The 15,622-nt window shown below is 72.3% G+C and carries 15 protein-coding genes and 1 riboswitch; of the genes, 3 read left to right on the top strand and 12 right to left on the bottom strand.

All coding sequences use genetic code 11. The features are described 5' to 3' along the window. From ACFWW9_RS23315 to ACFWW9_RS23285, 7 genes are all read right to left on the bottom strand, one after another. A partial coding sequence (locus tag ACFWW9_RS23315) for a hypothetical protein (protein WP_390381557.1) occupies nucleotides 1-682 on the bottom strand: 682 nt, incomplete at its 3' end. Between the two features lie 38 nt (nucleotides 683-720). Continuing rightward, entirely contained in the window at nucleotides 721-921 is a 201-nt protein-coding gene (locus tag ACFWW9_RS23310) for a hypothetical protein (protein ID WP_390381554.1), read from the bottom strand. Continuing rightward, complete coding sequence (gene bioB, locus ACFWW9_RS23305; protein WP_390381551.1) at nucleotides 918-1,946, bottom strand: biotin synthase BioB; 1,029 nt, start codon at nucleotides 1,944-1,946, stop codon at nucleotides 918-920. The genes ACFWW9_RS23310 and bioB overlap by 4 nt, the downstream gene beginning before the upstream one ends. A gap of 72 nt (nucleotides 1,947-2,018) precedes the next feature. After that, the gene (bioD, locus tag ACFWW9_RS23300) at nucleotides 2,019-2,735 is read right to left on the bottom strand and encodes a dethiobiotin synthase (protein WP_390381548.1); all 717 of its coding nucleotides are present in this window, start codon (nucleotides 2,733-2,735) and stop codon (nucleotides 2,019-2,021) included. Nucleotides 2,736-2,810: 75 nt separating this feature from the next. After that, nucleotides 2,811-4,064, bottom strand: coding sequence for an adenosylmethionine--8-amino-7-oxononanoate transaminase (locus ACFWW9_RS23295; RefSeq protein WP_390381545.1), 1,254 nt, complete (start codon nucleotides 4,062-4,064; stop codon nucleotides 2,811-2,813). Further along, complete coding sequence (locus ACFWW9_RS23290) at nucleotides 4,051-5,277, bottom strand: cytochrome P450 (RefSeq protein ID WP_390381542.1); 1,227 nt, start codon at nucleotides 5,275-5,277, stop codon at nucleotides 4,051-4,053. Before ACFWW9_RS23290 ends, ACFWW9_RS23295 begins: the two co-directional genes overlap by 14 nt. A 139-nt stretch (nucleotides 5,278-5,416) precedes the next feature. Next, nucleotides 5,417-7,420, bottom strand: a complete 2,004-nt coding sequence (locus tag ACFWW9_RS23285; RefSeq protein ID WP_390381539.1) for a PHP domain-containing protein — start codon at nucleotides 7,418-7,420, stop codon at nucleotides 5,417-5,419. 108 nt (nucleotides 7,421-7,528) lie between these two features. Here ACFWW9_RS23285 and ACFWW9_RS23280 point away from each other — a divergent pair, with 108 nt between their 5' ends. Then, entirely contained in the window at nucleotides 7,529-8,374 is an 846-nt protein-coding gene (locus ACFWW9_RS23280) for an AsnC family protein (protein ID WP_390381536.1), read from the top strand. Here the strand turns inward: ACFWW9_RS23280 and ACFWW9_RS23275 are convergent. The 4 genes from ACFWW9_RS23275 to ACFWW9_RS23260 all read right to left on the bottom strand — a co-directional run bounded on the left by ACFWW9_RS23275 (nucleotide 8,371) and on the right by ACFWW9_RS23260 (nucleotide 12,926). Continuing rightward, a complete protein-coding gene (locus ACFWW9_RS23275) occupies nucleotides 8,371-9,300 on the bottom strand; it encodes an RluA family pseudouridine synthase (RefSeq protein WP_390381533.1) in 930 nt (309 codons plus the stop codon). The genes ACFWW9_RS23280 and ACFWW9_RS23275 overlap by 4 nt on opposite strands. Continuing rightward, nucleotides 9,297-9,854 (bottom strand): signal peptidase II, encoded by a 558-nt coding sequence (lspA, locus tag ACFWW9_RS23270; protein WP_390381530.1) that lies wholly within the window; start codon nucleotides 9,852-9,854, stop codon nucleotides 9,297-9,299. The genes ACFWW9_RS23275 and lspA overlap by 4 nt, the downstream gene beginning before the upstream one ends. 23 nt (nucleotides 9,855-9,877) lie before the next feature. Beyond that, the gene (locus tag ACFWW9_RS23265) at nucleotides 9,878-11,212 is read right to left on the bottom strand and encodes an aminotransferase class V-fold PLP-dependent enzyme (protein WP_390381527.1); all 1,335 of its coding nucleotides are present in this window, start codon (nucleotides 11,210-11,212) and stop codon (nucleotides 9,878-9,880) included. 37 nt (nucleotides 11,213-11,249) lie between these two features. Beyond that, nucleotides 11,250-11,363, bottom strand: a riboswitch (SAM riboswitch). 48 nt (nucleotides 11,364-11,411) lie between these two features. Further along, entirely contained in the window at nucleotides 11,412-12,926 is a 1,515-nt protein-coding gene (locus ACFWW9_RS23260) for a potassium/proton antiporter (protein ID WP_390381524.1), read from the bottom strand. 232 nt (nucleotides 12,927-13,158) lie between these two features. Between ACFWW9_RS23260 and ACFWW9_RS23255 the strand changes: the two genes are divergently transcribed. Further along, nucleotides 13,159-14,109, top strand: coding sequence for a M28 family metallopeptidase (locus tag ACFWW9_RS23255; protein ID WP_390381520.1), 951 nt, complete (start codon nucleotides 13,159-13,161; stop codon nucleotides 14,107-14,109). A gap of 101 nt (nucleotides 14,110-14,210) precedes the next feature. Here the strand turns inward: ACFWW9_RS23255 and ACFWW9_RS23250 are convergent, their stop codons facing one another. Beyond that, nucleotides 14,211-14,771 carry a TetR/AcrR family transcriptional regulator gene (locus tag ACFWW9_RS23250; RefSeq protein ID WP_390381517.1) on the bottom strand — a complete coding sequence of 187 codons (561 nt, stop codon included), beginning with the start codon at nucleotides 14,769-14,771 and terminating at the stop codon, nucleotides 14,211-14,213. Nucleotides 14,772-14,830: 59 nt separating this feature from the next. Here ACFWW9_RS23250 and ACFWW9_RS23245 point away from each other — a divergent pair, with 59 nt between their 5' ends. Beyond that, nucleotides 14,831-15,403 (top strand): RNA polymerase sigma factor, encoded by a 573-nt coding sequence (locus ACFWW9_RS23245; RefSeq protein ID WP_390381514.1) that lies wholly within the window; start codon nucleotides 14,831-14,833, stop codon nucleotides 15,401-15,403. The last annotated feature ends 219 nt before the right edge of the window (nucleotides 15,404-15,622 follow it).

Genomic DNA, 15,622 nt, shown 5'->3' with positions numbered 1-15,622 from the left:
GCGGGGGTGGCCGGCCGGCCGGTGTGTGCTGTGGTTGGGTCACCCCCGGCCCCGGGGGGGCGCGGGGCGGGGGGGGGGGCCCCCCCCCCCCCCCCCGGCCCAGGTCGTCCATGCCGTTCCACGCCGCGAGGCACCCGTAGGACAGGGCCGTGGCCAGCGGCCAGGCCACGACGCCCCACCAGGTCTCCAGCACCGGCGCGGTCATCACCGTGTCGCCGATGTTCAGCTGGCCGGCGACCGCGTAGTGGTCCCCCGCCAGCCCCAAGCCGGTCTTCTGCCCCAGGTACGCGGCCAGCGCCGACCCCAGGACGGCGGCGATCATGATCACCGGGCCGCGGCGCTCCCGGAACAGCCAGACCGCGATCCCGGTCAGCAGCCCCGCGCCGAGCCCCAGCAGCACGAAGATCATCAACGCGTCCAGCCGGTGGTAGCTCTCCCCGCCGACGGCGATCAACTGGCTCGCGTCCTGCACGACCTTGTTCTGCCCCGGAGCGATCCGGGACCAGACCCAGCCCAACGGCAGCGCGAACGCGGCGAGCGCGCCGAGGAGGCAGACGGCGGGCAGGAGGTCGCGCTTCACCACGACCCTCGGTCGGGGCGGGCTGAAGTCGAACACCCACTCGGGCAGGACTGGCGGGACGCGGACCGGGACGGCCCTGTCCTCCACCGGTTGTTCCGCCACCCGCGACCTCCTCGTAAGCACCAAGCTCGGGTGCGAGGTTACCGCGCCGACGTGATCTCGCCGTGACGACTGCACCGCGCCGACCACCCCGCCGGGGTGACCTGGACGACCATCCGGCGGGCGCACTCGGCGCAGTAGCGCGGCGGGTCGATCACGGTGAGGCGCTTGCGGCACGCCTCGTGATCCCCCGCCGCGTCCTCTTTCCCGCAGTAGGAGCAATACGCCACGTCGACCGTCACAGCGTCTGGCTGAGCGCCTTGATGGGCATGCTCAGCTCGTCCAGCATCTCCAGGTCCTGCACGGCCGGGCGGCCCAGGTTCGTCAGGTAGTTGCCGACGATGATCGCGTTGATCCCGCCGAGCATCCCCTGCTTCGCGCCCAGGTCGCCGAAGGTCAGCTCACGGCCGCCCGCGAAGCGCAGGATCGTGCGGGGCAGCGCCAGCCGGAACGCGGCCACGGCGCGCAGCGCGTCCGCGCCCTCCACCACCGGGTAGTTCTCGTACGGTGTGCCGGGGTTGGGGATGAGGAAGTTCAGCGGGACCTCGTCGGGCTCCAGCGACGCCAGCTGCACGGCGAACTCGGCGCGCTGGGCCAGCGTCTCGCCCATGCCGATGATGCCGCCGCAGCACACCTCCATGCCCGCGTCGCGGATCATCCGCAGCGTGTCCCAGCGCTCCTCCCACGAGTGCGTGGTGACCACGTTCGGGAAGTGCGAGCGGGCGGTCTCCAGGTTGTGGTTGTAGCGGTGCACGCCCATCGCCACCAGCTCGTCGACCTGCTCCTGCGTGAGCATGCCGAGGGAGCAGGCGATCTGGATGTCGTTGCCGTCGTCGCGGATGGCCTTGATGCCCTCGCGGACCTGGGACAGCAGGCGCTTGTCCGGGCCGCGCACGGCCGCGACGATGCAGAACTCGGTCGCGCCGGTGTCGGCGGTCTGCCGGGCGGCCTTCACCAGGCCGGGGATGTCCAGCCACGCCGAGCGGACCGGCGAGGGGAACTGGCCGGACTGCGAGCAGAAGTGGCAGTCCTCGGGGCAGCCGCCGGTCTTGAGGGACACGATGCCCTCGACCTCGACCTCGGGGCCGCACCAGCGCATCCGCACCTCGTGGGCGAGCGCGAGCAGGTCGGAGATCCGCTCGTCGGGGAGTTCGAGGACCTCCAGCACCTGGGCTTCGGTCAGGCCCTCACCGCGCTCGAGGACCTGTTCGCGCGCCACGTCCACGACGTCGGTGCTGCGGTCGACCTGCTCGGGTGCTGCGGTCACGGCTTCTCCTTCGGCAGACGGGCGTTCGAGCAAGTGTGCCGCACCTCGCTGATCGACAAGGCGCGTCGCTCGTCACACGTAGTGCGAGGCGAACGCCTCGGGGTCGAACGTGCCGCCGAACCACGGCGACAGCGCGCCGCGCGCGACCTCGAGGAAGTCGGCGGGGTGCAGGCCGGTCACGCCGTTGGGCAGCACGCCGAGCAGCGGCCCTCCCGCGGCTTCGGGCAGGTCGGTGAGGTTGCTGCGGGCCGCGAGGTCGGGCGCGGCGGGCCAGCGGCCGACGACGACGCCGAGCGACTCCAGGCCGCGGCGCAGGATCGCCTCGGCTGTCAGCGCGGTGGCGTTCAACGTGCCCAGGCCGGCCGCGGCGACGACGAGCACCGGGGCGTTGACCGCCCACGCCGCGTCGGCGATGGTCGTGCCCTTCTCGTCGAACCGCACCAGCAACCCGCCCGCGCCCTCGACCAGCACCAGGTCGTGGGTCTGGTCCAGCTCCGTCACGACCGCGGCGATCTCCGACGGCGAGAGCGTGGGTCTGCCCGCGCGTCTGGCCGCCGTCGCCGGGGCCAGCGGATCGGGGTACCTGACCAGCTCACGGGTGGTGATGGCCGGGCCGACGAGGCGCAGCACCTCGTCGATGTCACCCGGCTCGCCGGGCAGCAGCCCGGTCTGCGCGGGTTTGAGCACGGCGACCCGTCTGCCGTCGGCGGACGCGACCGCGGCCAGCGCGGCCGTCACGGCCGTCTTGCCGACCTCGGTATCCGTACCGGTGATCACGAGGACGCTCACGGGGAAACACCCTACGGCGAACCGGAGGGCGCTACCGGTTGGCGGTGTCCCCTTCGCCCGCCGTTGCCCGGATCGTTATCCCACCTTGGCGGCCGCCACGACGGCGGCGCAGATGGCCGCCACGTCGTCGTCCGTGCAGACGTACGGGGGCATCGTGTAGACGAGGTCGCGGAACGGCCGCAGCCACACGCCGTGCTCGACGGCGGCGGCCGTCGCGGCGGCCATGTCCACCTCGTGGTCGAGCTGCACGACCCCGATCGCCCCGAGCACCCGGACGTCGCCCGGCGCGTGCGCGAGCCCGGCCTTCAGGCCCGCCTCGATCCGCCGCACCTCGCCGCGCCAGTCCTGCGAGAGCAGGAGGTCGATCGACGCCGACGCCACGGCGGCGGCCAGCGGGTTCCCCATGAACGTGGGGCCGTGGGCCAGGATCGGCACCTCGCCGCGGCTGATGCCCTCCGCGACCCGCTCGGTGCACAGCGCGGCCGCCATCGTGAGGTAACCGCCGGTCAGGGCCTTGCCGACGCACATCACGTCCGGGCTGACGTTCGCGTGGTCGGCGGCGAACAGCTCGCCGGTGCGGCCGAAGCCGGTGGCGATCTCGTCGAACACCAGCAGCACGTCGTGGGCCAGCGTCAGCTCGCGCAGCACGTGCAGGTAGCGCGGGTCGTGGAAGCGCATCCCGCCCGCGCCCTGCACGACCGGCTCCACGATCACCGCGGCCAGCTCGTCGGCGTGCTCCTCGATCAGGTCGGCGAGGTGCTGCACGTACGCGGTGTCCATCTCGGCGGGCGGCGCGTCGGCGAACACCTGCACGGGCAGGACGCCCCGCCACAACGCGTGCATCCCGCCCTCCGGGTCGCACACGGACATCGGCGCGAACGTGTCGCCGTGGTAGCCGCCGCGCCAGGTCAGCAGCTTGCGCTTCTCGGGCTTGCCCTGCGAGTGCCAGTACTGGAGGCACATCTTCACCGCGACCTCGACCGACACCGAGCCGGAGTCGCAGAGGAACACGTGCCGGAGGGGCGCGGGGGTGATGTCGACGAGCTTCGCCGCGAGGCGGACGGCGGGCTCGTGCGTGAGCCCGCCGAACATCACGTGGCTCATCCGGCCGAGCTGGTCCCGCACCGCGTCGTCCAGCACGGGGTGGCGGTAGCCGTGCACCGCCGCCCACCACGACGACATGCCGTCGATCAGCTCACGGCCGTCGTCCAGCCGCAGCCGGACACCCTGAGCGGACTCGACGACGAGCGGCGCGCGGGTGCCCGGCATGGGGCCGTAGGGGTGCCAGACGTGGGCCTGGTCCAGTTTCAGCAGCTCATCGTGGTCCACGAGCCGTAAGGCTAACCGGGAACCGCTCCAGGCCGTGCAGCAGCGTGCTCTCCTTCCACCGCAGCGTTTCCGGCTCGGCCGCGAGTTCGAGGTCGAACCGGTCGAGCAGCGACCCGACCGCGATGGCCCCCTCCAGCCGGGCCAGCGGCGCGCCGAGGCAGAAGTGGACGCCGTGGCCGAACGCCACGTGCCCGCCGGTCGCGCGGGTGATGTCGAGCTTGTCCGGCTCCGGGAACTTCTCCGGGTCGCGGTTGGCGCTGAGCAGCGACACCAGCACGAGCTCGCCCGCCGGGATCGTCACGCCGCCCAGCTCGACCTCGACGGCGGTGTAGCGGAACGTGGCCAGGTTGATCGGCCCGTCCAGCCGGAGGAACTCCTCGATCGCGCTCGGCAGCAGCGACCGGTCGGCGCGCAGCGCGGCCAGCTGGTCGGGGTTGCGCAGCAGCCCCAGCACGCCGTTGCCGATCAGGTTGACCGTGGTCTCGTGGCCCGCCACCAGCAGCAGGAACGCCATCGAGATCAGCTCGGCCTCGTTGAGCCGGTCGTCGTCCTCGTTGGCGTGGATCAACGCCGAGAAGATGTCGTCGCCCGGCTTGTCCCGCTTGGCCTTGATCAGGCCGGACAGGAACCCGTACATCGACGCGCCCGCCTGGTTCAGCTCCTCCTGCGTGGAGTTGGACAGCAGCGTGCCCGACCAGACCCGGAACTCGTCGCGCTGGTCCAGCGGCACGTCCAGCAGCTCGCAGATCACCGTGATCGGCAGCGGGAACGCCAGCGCGTCCAGCAGGTCGACCTGGGACTTGCCCGCCATCTCGTCGAGCAGGCCGTCGGTGATCTCCTGGATGCGCGGCCGCAGCGCGTCCATGCGCCGGGCCGTGAACGCCTTGTTCACCAGCTTGCGCAGCCGGGTGTGGTCCGGCGGGTCCATGTTGAGCATGTGCGAGGCGAACGACTGGTCGAAGTCGCGGCGCGGCACGCCCGGCTGGAGGTGCTTGCCGAACAGGTCCTCGGCCTGCGAGAAGTTCTTGCTGAAGCGGTGGTCGGAGAGCGCGATCCGCGCCTCCTCGTGCCGCGTCACGACCCACACCTTCAGGCCGCGCGGCAGCACCAGCTCCGACACCGGTCCGACTTCCCGCAGCAGCGCGTGGACCGCGTGCGGGTCCTGCAAGTAGTCGTCCCCGAGTTTCTCGAGCCCGGCCTCCGTCGTCTGCATGACGGCCCCTCCCGTGGTTTGAGTGAACTGTGTTAACTGAACGTCCGAAGGTTCTTCCGCGTCCCTCGTTCGGCGGCTTGTCACTCTGATGGAGTAGTCACAACGGGATGAATCCGACAGAGCACCACTCCGAGTGGCTTCACGGCCCCAGCACCTCCCGTTGGAGGGCCGCCTGCTCCTCCGGCTCCCACCGCTCGTCCGGCACCGTCGCCTCGAACTCCTCGATGCCGAAGAGGTCGAACTGCCCGCCCGCCTCGGCCCGCTTCGCGGCGAGCACCGCGTCGACGGCGTCCGCGTGCACCAGGTGCAGGCCCTTGCGGGGGTGGCCGAGCGAGTCGAACGCGCCCGCCTTCACCAGCGCCTCGACGACCGGCTTCGCGCAGGCCGGGGCGTCGACCTTGCGCAGGTAGTCGAAGAAGTCGGCGAACCTCCCCCGTTCCTCCCGCGCCCGCACGATCGCCGCCACCACCTCCGGCTCCACGTGCCGCACCGCGCCGAGCCCGTACCGGACGGCCTCCCCCACCGCAGTGAACCCTCCGCGGGACTCGTTGACGTCCGGCGGCAGCAGCACGGCGTCCGCCGCTTTCACGGGGTCCGCGTCCAGCACGGCCGCCAGGAACTCGGCCGGGTGGTCGGCCGCCAACCGGGTGGTCCAGTCCGCCACCGAGTCACCGTCCGGCACGACCGCGGGCTTGCCGTTGAGCACCACGCCGCGCAGCGCGTCGTCGACGACCGCCAGCTCGGCCGACCCGACGACGTCCACCTCGACCAACCCCAGGGCGCGGCACGTGGCGAGGTCGAACTGGGTGACCACGGCCCCGTCGCCCGGCCGGGTCCAGAGCGGGACCTCGTCCCCCGCCACGACCACTGCGGCGGGCTCGACGCCGACGTCCCGCACCAGCCCCGCCAGCTCCGGGCGCGAGTCCTTGACCAGCGCGAACTCGGCCACCCGGCGCGCGCCCCACCGTTCCTCCAGGTGCCGCACGACCTCGTCCCGGCGGCGCTCGTCCACCTCGACCGCGAGGTCGAGCACGTCCGGGAACGCCGTCCCGCGCTCCACCGGGTCGACGTCCGCGACACCGAGGGCGTAGGCGACCAGCGACCCGCTCCCCACGCCGGGCCCGAGCCGCACGCCCGCGCCCGCCGACCACTCCACCAGGTCGGCCACCACCAGCAGCGCGGACGCCGAACCCCGGCGCAGCAGCGCGTCCACCTCGTGCTCGACGCGCGCCCCGTCCACCCCGCCGGGGAACCGCCGCCGCAGCCCGGCGCGCACCCGGTCGCGGAACAGCTCGTCGGACACCACCGGCGGCGCGGGCGCGAACATCCCGGTCGGGTCGACCTTCCCCGCCACCTCCAGGGTCGTGCGGCACCCCCGCCGCCACACGTCCGACGAGTCCAGGGCGTGCATCTCGCGCGCCGACCTCAGGTGGTGGCCGCTGCCCGCGAGTCGGACCAGCGACGGATCCCGCACGGTCTTCCCGCTCCGGAACGCCGCCAGCGCGTCGTGCGCCGCCGCGTCCTCCGGCCGCAGGTAGTGCACGTCGTTGGTCACCACGACCTCGACGTCCAGCGCCGCGGCGATCCGCACCAGCCCCTCGCGGACCCGCCGGTCGACGCCGTGGTCCACCAGTTCGACGTAGAAGTCCTCGTAGACGTCCCGCCAGAGCGCCGCCACCTCCAGCGCCTCGCGCTCCCGCCCGAGCCGCAACCGCGTCGACACCTCGCCGGACGCGCACCCGGTGGTCCCCATCAGGCCCTCGGCGTGCGCGGCGACCAGGTCCACGTCCACCCGCGGCCACCGGCCCGACCGGCCCTCGGCGAAGGCCGCGCTCGACACGGCCGCCAGGTTCCGCAGCCCCACGGCGTTCCGCGCCCACATGGTGTGGTGGGCGAACGGCCCCCGGTCCCGGTCGAACCGCGTCCCCGGAGCCACGTACGCCTCGTAGCCGATCACCGGCGTGATCCCGGCCGCGACGGCGAGCCGGTGGAACTCGGCCGCGCCGTGCAGGTTCCCGTGGTCGGTGACCGCGACCGCGGGCATCCCCAGCCGCACGCACCCGTCCACCAGGTCCGCCACCCGCACCGCGCCGTCCAGCACCGAGTAGGAGGTGTGCGCGTGGAGGTGGACGAACGGCTCCACGCCAGCACCTCCAGCACGCCGGGAGACCTCGACACTAACGCCGCGCCCACGCCCGCGCGCGGGGTGGCGGGCACACGGTGATCACCGGGGACAGGTAGCGTGCGAAGCGTGGTATCGCCTGATCCCGTTGACGCCCGCCTCCTCGCCATGATCGCGGAGATGGGCCGTGCGGCCGTGCACGAGGTGGCCGCGAGGCTGGGCATGGACCCCCGCGAGGCCGCGTCGAGGTTGATCACGCTCTCCGGCAGCGGCCTGCCCCTGCTGGTCGGCGTCGAGTGCGACCCGAACGGCATCCGCAAGGCCCTCGCGAACAGCATGGCGTGGGGCAACTACAACGGCCCGCCACCGATCGCGCAGCAGCAGCAACAGCGCCCGTACCCGCCGCCGTACCAGGCCCCGCCGAGCGTGCCGTTCCCGGCGCAGCAGCAGCCCGCGCCCCCGCCGCAGCAGACCTGGGGCCCGCCGCAGACGGCGGGCTGGGTGCGCGGCGACCAGCAGCCGATGTTCGGCGGCTCGAAGGGCGCGGTGGGCCAGCGCACCGGCAAGATCGGCACCTCGCTGGAGACCGAGGGCCTCGAAGGGGCCCACTTCTCCATCCAGCTCATCGAGGTCGTCGACCCGGCGGACTTCCTGTTCACCGCGGCGGGCTACAAGCTGGCCGACGGCGAACGCGCGGTCGTGGTGCACACGGAGCTGACCAACACCGGCTCGATCCCGTTCAACTCGCTGCCGGACATGTACCTGGTGCTGATGGCCCGCACCGGCGAGCCGGTCACCAAGGCCCCGGTCTCGCTGTCGTCCCGGCCGCCGCACAAGATCGGCGTCCAGCCGGGCGAGACCGCGGGCGGCCACACCGTCTACGTGCTGCCCGAGGACACGTCGATCACGGCGGTCCGGTGGAGCGCGAGACCGGAGATCGACCTCAACACCCTCGTCTGGACCATCGACGACTAGCCCTCCGCGCGGAGCTGCTCCAGCGCGTTGGCGAGGTCGGCCGGGTACTCGCTGGTGAACGACACCCACTGGCCGTCGGCCGGGTGGTGGAAGCCGAGCGTGCGGGCGTGCAGCCACTGCCGGGTGATGTGCAGGCGCTTGGCCAGCGTCGGGTCCGCGCCGTAGGTCAGGTCGCCGACGCACGGGTGGTGCAGCGCGGAGAAGTGCACGCGGATCTGGTGCGTTCGCCCGGTCTCCAGGTGCACGTCCAGCAGCGACGCGGCGCGGAACGCCTCGACCACCTCGTAGTGGGTGATGCTGGGCTTGCCGTTGGCCATGACAGCGAACTTGTAGTCGTGCTTGGGGTGCCGGTCGATGGGGGCGTCGATCGTGCCCTTGATCGGGTCCGGGTGGCCCTGCACCAGCGCGTGGTACAGCTTGTCGACGGTCCGTTCCTTGAACGCGTGCTTCAGCGCCGAGTAGGCGCTCTCGCTCTTGGCCACGACCATCACGCCGGTCGTGCCGACGTCCAGGCGGTGCACGACGCCCTGGCGCTCGGCCGCGCCGGAGGTGGCGACGTGGATGCCCGCGCCCGCGAGCCCGCCGACCACGGTGGGCCCGGTCCAGCCGGGGCTGGGGTGCACGGCCACGCCGACGGGCTTGTCGACCACGATGATGTCGTCGTCCTGGTAGAGCACGATCAGGCCCTCGACCGGCACGGCCTGCACCTGCACCGGCCGCGGCGGCTCGGGCAGGGTGACCTCCAGCGTGGACCCGGCCATCAGCCGGTCCGACTTCCCGGCGGGCTGGCCGTCCAGGACCACGTCACCGGACTCGGTCAACGCCGCCACGGCGGTCCGGGACAGGCCGAGCAGCTTCGCCAGTCCGGCGTCGACGCGCATTCCGTCGAGACCGTCCGGCACGGGCAGGGTGCGGTACCCGCTCATCGCTTTGCTTCCTTCTTCACGGCACGAGTGCCGTCGTAGTCGCGTTGCAGCAGCGCCATCGTCACGATGAGGACGCCGCCGACGCAGATTGCCGAGTCGGCGAGGTTGAACACCGGCCACACCCGGCCGTAGGGGTCGAACAACGACAGGAAGTCCACCACGTGGCCGCGCAGCGGGCCGGGGGCGCGGAAGATCCGGTCGCCCAGGTTGCCCAGCGCGCCGCCGAGCACCATGCCCAGCCCGACGGCCCACGGCGCGGACCGCAGCTTGCGCGCGATCCAGCCGATGAACCCGACCACGGCGAGCGCGATCAGGGCGAGCACGGCGGTCCAGCCCTCGGCCAGACCGAAGGCGGCGCCGCCGTTGCGGATCAGCGGCAGGTAGAGGACCCCGCCGAGCAGCTCGAGCGGCTCACGCCCTTCGAGCGCCGCCACCGCGGCGATCTTGCTGAAGACGTCCGCCGCGAGCACCACCACGGCCACCGAGGCGAGCAGCGCCACGCGCCGCCGAGGCAGCACAGCAGGCGTCGCGTCAACCTCGGAGGGGGTGGTCACCCCACCATTGTCCCAGCACCCGCTCAGGACAGGAACGGCGGGAGCGGGCGCTCGTCGTTTTCGGGCACCCAGCGGCCGTCGCGCTGCGCGTAGGTCCACTTCGGACCCTCCGAGACCAGCGTGCGCAACGCGGCGACCAGGCGGTCCACGTGGTCGACGGTGCTGCCCAGGCCGAGGCTCGCCCGCAGCGCGCGGTGCTCGTGCGCGCCGACCTCGTCCAGCAGCCGGGTCACGGCGACGTGCGCGCAGAACGCGCCGTCCCGCACGCCGATCCCGTACTCGGCGGACAGCGCGGCGGCGAGGTAGCCGGCGTCGTGGCCGCCGATCGTGAAGCTGACCACGCCCACGCGGTCGTGGTCGGACTCGAACAGGCTCAGTTCCCGCAGGCCGGGGATGGTGGCGAGGCCGGTGCGCAGCCGCTCCAGCAGCACGCGCTCGTGCTCGACGGTCTGCTCCCAGTGCCGTCCCAGCACGTCGCAGGCGACGGCCAGCGCGTGCACGCCGACGACGTTGGGCGACCCGGCCTCGTGCCGCTCCGGCACCGCCGACCACGCCACGCCGAGCCGGTCGCCGTGGTCGGTCACGAGCTTGGTCGCGCCGCCGCCGACCAGGTACGGCTCGGCGGCCTGCAACCAGTCCGAGCGGCCGACGAGGACACCCGCGCCGAAGGGCGCGTAGATCTTGTGGCCGGAGAACACCGCGTAGTCGACGTCCAGCGCCCGCAGGTCCACCGGGCGGTGCGGGGCGAGCTGCGCCGCGTCCAGCGCGATCCGCGCGCCGTGCCGCCGGGCGACCTTCGCCAGCTCGGCCACCGGCCACAGCTCGCCGGTCACGTTCGACGCGCCGGTCACCACGACCAGGCGGGGGCCGACGGGGCAGGACTCCAGCTCGCGGTCCAGCACGGCGACGGCGGCGGCAGCGGTCGACGGCGTGGCGATCCGGCGCACGTTCGGCCCGCGCCACGGCAGCAGCGCCGCGTGGTGCTCGGCGTCGAACAGCACGACGGAGGTGTGCCTGGGGAGGCTGCGCGCCAACAGGTTCAGCGCGTCCGTGGTGTTGCGGGTGAACACCACGGCCTCGGTCGAGCGGGCGTTGAGGAAGCGGCGGACGGACTCGCGGGCCTGCTCGTACACCCGCGTCGACACCTGCGAGGCGAACCCGGCCCCGCGGTGGACGCTCGCGTACCAGGGCAGCAGCTCGTCGACGGCGTCCCGCACCTGCTCCAGACAGGGCGCGCTGGCCGCGTGGTCGAGGTTCGCGTACTCCACCCGCTCACCGGTCACGAGCGGCACGCGCAGCGCGGAGCCGACGACACCGGGAACGGCGGGAGCGGAGCTGCGGGGGATGGCGATGGTCATGGTGACGGCCCTTCGGGTCCTGGGGACCCCGGCGAAGGGCCCGCGCTTGCCCGAACGCAGTCGCGCCGGGCCAGGTCTTCACCGTGGGCACCCCACCGCGGAGGAGGGTTGCCGGCCAGCTAGCACGGGCTTCGCGCTGGCACTCATGACCTTTCGCGGACAACGCTAGCGGACCGGTCGGCGGTCCGTCGACCCCCGCTCAGATGCTGGGAAGCGACGGCTTTCCGCCGTCCTCGCCCTTCCAGCGGGCGTACCGGCCCGCCTTGTCGATCGACCGCAGCCGCTTCTCGGCCGCGTCCCGCGCGGCCTCGGTGGACACCACGAGCAGCTGGTCGTCCACCTGGAGGCGGGTGGTCGGCTGGGGCGTGAAACCGTTGCCGCCACGGGCGATGAGGCTCACCACGGCCCCCGGCGGCAGGCGCAGTTCGGACAGGTACACGCCGTGCAGCTTCGACCCCGGCTGGATCCGCACCTGGAGCAGTTCCGCCCCCAGCTCGTCCAACGGCGCCGAGTCGACCTGCACCTCGTGCGCCTCCCCCGCCCGCACCAGGCCGAGCAGCTTCGCCAACGCGGGCAGCGTGCTGCCCTGCAACAGGGTCAGCACCACCACGAGCACGAACACCGCGTCCACGAGGTCCTGCGACCCCGGCACGCCCTGGATCACCGGGATGAGGGCGAACACGATCGGCACCGCGCCGCGCAGACCGGACCAGGAGATGAACACCTGCTCGCGCCACGGCACCTTGAACGGGATGGCCGCCAGCGCCACCGACAGCGGTCGGGCCAGCAGCACCAGCACCGCGCCCGCGACCAGGGCGGGCACCAGCGCGTGCAGCACCCTGCCGGGCGAGGCGAACAGCCCGAGCAGCACGAACAGCCCGATCTGCGCCAGCCAGCCGAGCCCCTCGGCGAACGACAGCGTGTCCGAGCGGTGGGGCAGCCGCGAGTTCCCCAGCACCAGCGCGGCCGTGTAGACGGCGAGGAAGCCGGACGCGTGCGCGATGTCCCCGGCGGCGTAGGCGACCACGCACACCGCGACCGTCGCCAACGGGTACAGGCCGGTGGCGGGCAGGGCCGCGCGGCGCAGCGCCCCCGCGCCCAGCCAGCCGAGCGCGACGCCGATCAGGCCACCGGCCAGCAGCTCGTAGACGAGCAGCAGCGGGGCCGTCCAGGTGATCGGATCGGGGGACGCCAGCAGCACGACGGCGATGTACACCGGGGCGTCGTTGATGCCGGACTCCAGCTCCAGCGCGCCGGTCAGCCGTTTGCTCACGCCGACCGCGCGCAGCACACTGAACACCGCCGCCGCGTCGGTCGACGACAGCACCGCGCCCCACAGCAGCGCCATCCGCCAGTCGAGCCCCAGCAGGAAGTGCAGTGCCGCGCCGGTGGCCGCGACGCTCACGCCGACGCCCACAGTCGACAGTGCGATCCCCAGCCCCAGCGCGGGTTTCACCGCGGACCACCGGGTGGTGAGACCGCCTTCGGCGAGGATCAGGACGAGCGCGACCGTGCCCAGCGAGCGGGTCAGGTCGGCGTCCTCGAAGTCGATGCCGAGCACGCTCTCGCCGAGCACCACGCCGATGCCGAGGTAGAGCAGCAGCGACGGCAGGCCGACCTTGGTCGACACCCGGACGGCGATCACCGACACCAGCAGGACGGCCGCGCCTATGCCGAGGATGGCCGTGATTCCCAACGCGACCTCCCGGATCATGCTCGACGGTGACGCCATTCTTCCCTGTCACCACCGAATTGGACTAATCAGACAGGTGACGCGGGGGCCGACCGGTGCGCAGCGTCACGGACGACCCGTCCGCCGAGGCACGAACCAGCCGAACGAACCTAGCGGGACGTATCCACGACGGTGCATGTTGATCGACGGGCCGCGCGCCACCCCTGTCCGGCGCCCGACCCGGTCCACCCATTCCCTGCATGGAGCTGACAACGTGAAGCTGCGAACAGTCCTCGGCCGGTCGATCCCGGTCCTGATGGTCACCAGCGCGCTCATCGGAGCCGGGCCCGCCACCGCGGCCCCCGCCGCGCTCGCGGCGCCGAACATCTCGGTCGCCGCCATCCAAGCCGACCTCACCAAGTTGCAGAGCATCGCGACCGCCAACGGCGGCAACCGCGCCCACGGCCGCCCCGGCCACAAGGCGTCCGTCGACTGGATCAAGGGGCGGCTGGACGCCGCGGGCTTCACCACCCGCGTGCAGACGTTCACCAGCAACGGGGCCACCGGCTACAACCTGATCGCCGACATGCCCGGCGGCGACCTCAACAACATCGTCATGACCGGCGGCCATCTCGACAGCGTCACCGCGGGCCCCGGCATCAACGACAACGGCACCGGCTCGTCGTCGATCCTGGAGGTCGCGCTGGCCGCGAAGGCGAGCGGCACGGCGTTCTCGAAGCACCTGCGCTTCGGCTGGTGGGGCGCTGAGGAACTCGGCCTGGTCGGGTCCACGTTCTACGTGAACTCGTTGTCCTCCACCGAGAAGTCGAAGATCAAGACGTACCTGAACTTCGACATGACCGGTTCCCCGAACCCCGGCTACTTCGTCTACGCGGGCGCCAGCCAGCCGTCCGGCTCGGTGGCCGTGCAGCAGACGCTGGTCAACTACTTCACCTCGATCGGCGTGCAGACCGAGCTGACCGAGGTCGGCGGGCGTTCCGACCACGCCGCGTTCGCCCGCGCGGGCATCGCCACCGGCGGCACGTTCTCCGGTGCCGAAGTGATCAAGACGGCGGCGCAGGCGGCGAAGTGGGGCGGCACCTCCGGCGTCGCCTTCGACCGCTGCTACCACCGCTCGTGCGACACCACGGCCAACATCAACGCGACGTCCCTCGACCGCCAGGCCGACGCCATCGCGCACACCGTCTGGGCACTGGCCTCCTAGCCCGTCCCGATGAACCGACCGGGGCGGGGTCCACGACCCCGCCCCGGCCACCACGGAGAAGTCCCTGCTTGCGCACCTCGAACACCCCGCCCCGGCGGCACTCAGCCGTGGGCGCTCAACGCGACCAGCGTGTCGTCCAGCAACGTCCGCCGCTCCCCCACGACGTGCGGCGTGGTGGCCCGCAACTGCGCCTGCCCCAGGTAGACCGAGTACGCCAGCACGGCCCGGCGACAGCTCGCCTCGACCGAGAACCCGAGCGCGCGGAACAGGTCCTCCAGGTACCGGATGCGCCCGTCGGTCACGCGCTTGAGGATCGGCGCGACGATCGGGTCGTCGGCGGCGGCCAACAACGCCGACTCGACCGCACACCCACCGGCGCACTCCACGAGCACCCGCCCGAAGATCAACCGCAGTCGAACGGCCGGATCGCTCTCGCCACCGACCAACTCCCGCATTTCCGCGAGGTGCTCCCGCTCCCAGCGTTCTACCGTCGCCAGCAGGAGCGCGTCGCGATTCGGGAAGTGCCAGTACGCGCTGCCCTTGGTGGCCCCGACCCGCGCGGCGAGGGGCTCGACCGCGACAGCGGCCACACCGCCCTCGGCCAGCGCCTGAAGCGCCGCACGGGTCCAGTCGTCCCGTGTCCGTCGTCTCCGCTCGGCCACAACTCCATACGCTACCGTATGGTCGGCTCCGCACGGCGCCGTTCGGATGGTGGTGGACGTTGATCGAGAACCCCGACACCCCGTGGGAAGACCTGACCGGGATCGACCGGCACGCGGCCTGCCTGACCGCCGCCCGCAAGGGCGACCGCAAGGCGTTGGACGCCCTGGTCTCCGACCTGACCCCCTTGATCTGGCACGTGGCCAGAGGAAACGGCCTGGACAGACAGGCAGCGGAAGACGTGGCGCAAAACGTGTGGCTGGGCTTCCTCCGCCACCTCCACCGCATGCGCGAACCACGGGCGCTGGTCGCCTGGCTGGTGGTAACCGCCCGCCGCGAATCCCGCCGAACCTGGCCAGAAGCAAAACGAATCTCGGCCGAGGAAACCGAGGACATGCCGTCGAACTTCGGTCTCCCTGAGGTGGAGGCGCTCAGGGACGAACGCGACCGCACCTTGTGGGCCGCCTTCGGCCGCCTGCCTCGGCGGTGCCAGGAACTCCTGAGGCTGACGGTGCTGGAGGGGCGGGCACAGTACGAAGCCGTGTCCCAGGCTTTGGTGATGCCGCGCGGGAGCATCGGGCCTACGCGGGGTCGATGCTTGAAGAACCTTCGGACGGAGTTGGAGCGGGGTTAGGGCTTCCTACGGCTGCGGCTTCCAGCTCAGGCCGGCTGGCGGCTCCGGCTTCCGGCCAGGCCAGTTGGCGACTCCGGCTCCCAGCTCGCCCAGTCGGCGACTACCGGTTCCAGCCTGCCCACTCGGCGGCTTCGACTTCCAGCGTGCTGTGTCCGATTTGATTTGGGGCCCCTAGATTTGCCCCTTGATCGGGCCAAAAGGCAGTGCCCCAAAGCCCTG

It is taken from the genome of Umezawaea sp. NPDC059074 (genome assembly GCF_042738955.1).
Classification (GTDB): Bacteria; Actinomycetota; Actinomycetes; order Mycobacteriales; family Pseudonocardiaceae; genus Umezawaea.
The sequence above is the reverse complement of the archived record's forward strand: the minus strand, read 5'-3'. Positions and strand labels throughout refer to the sequence as shown.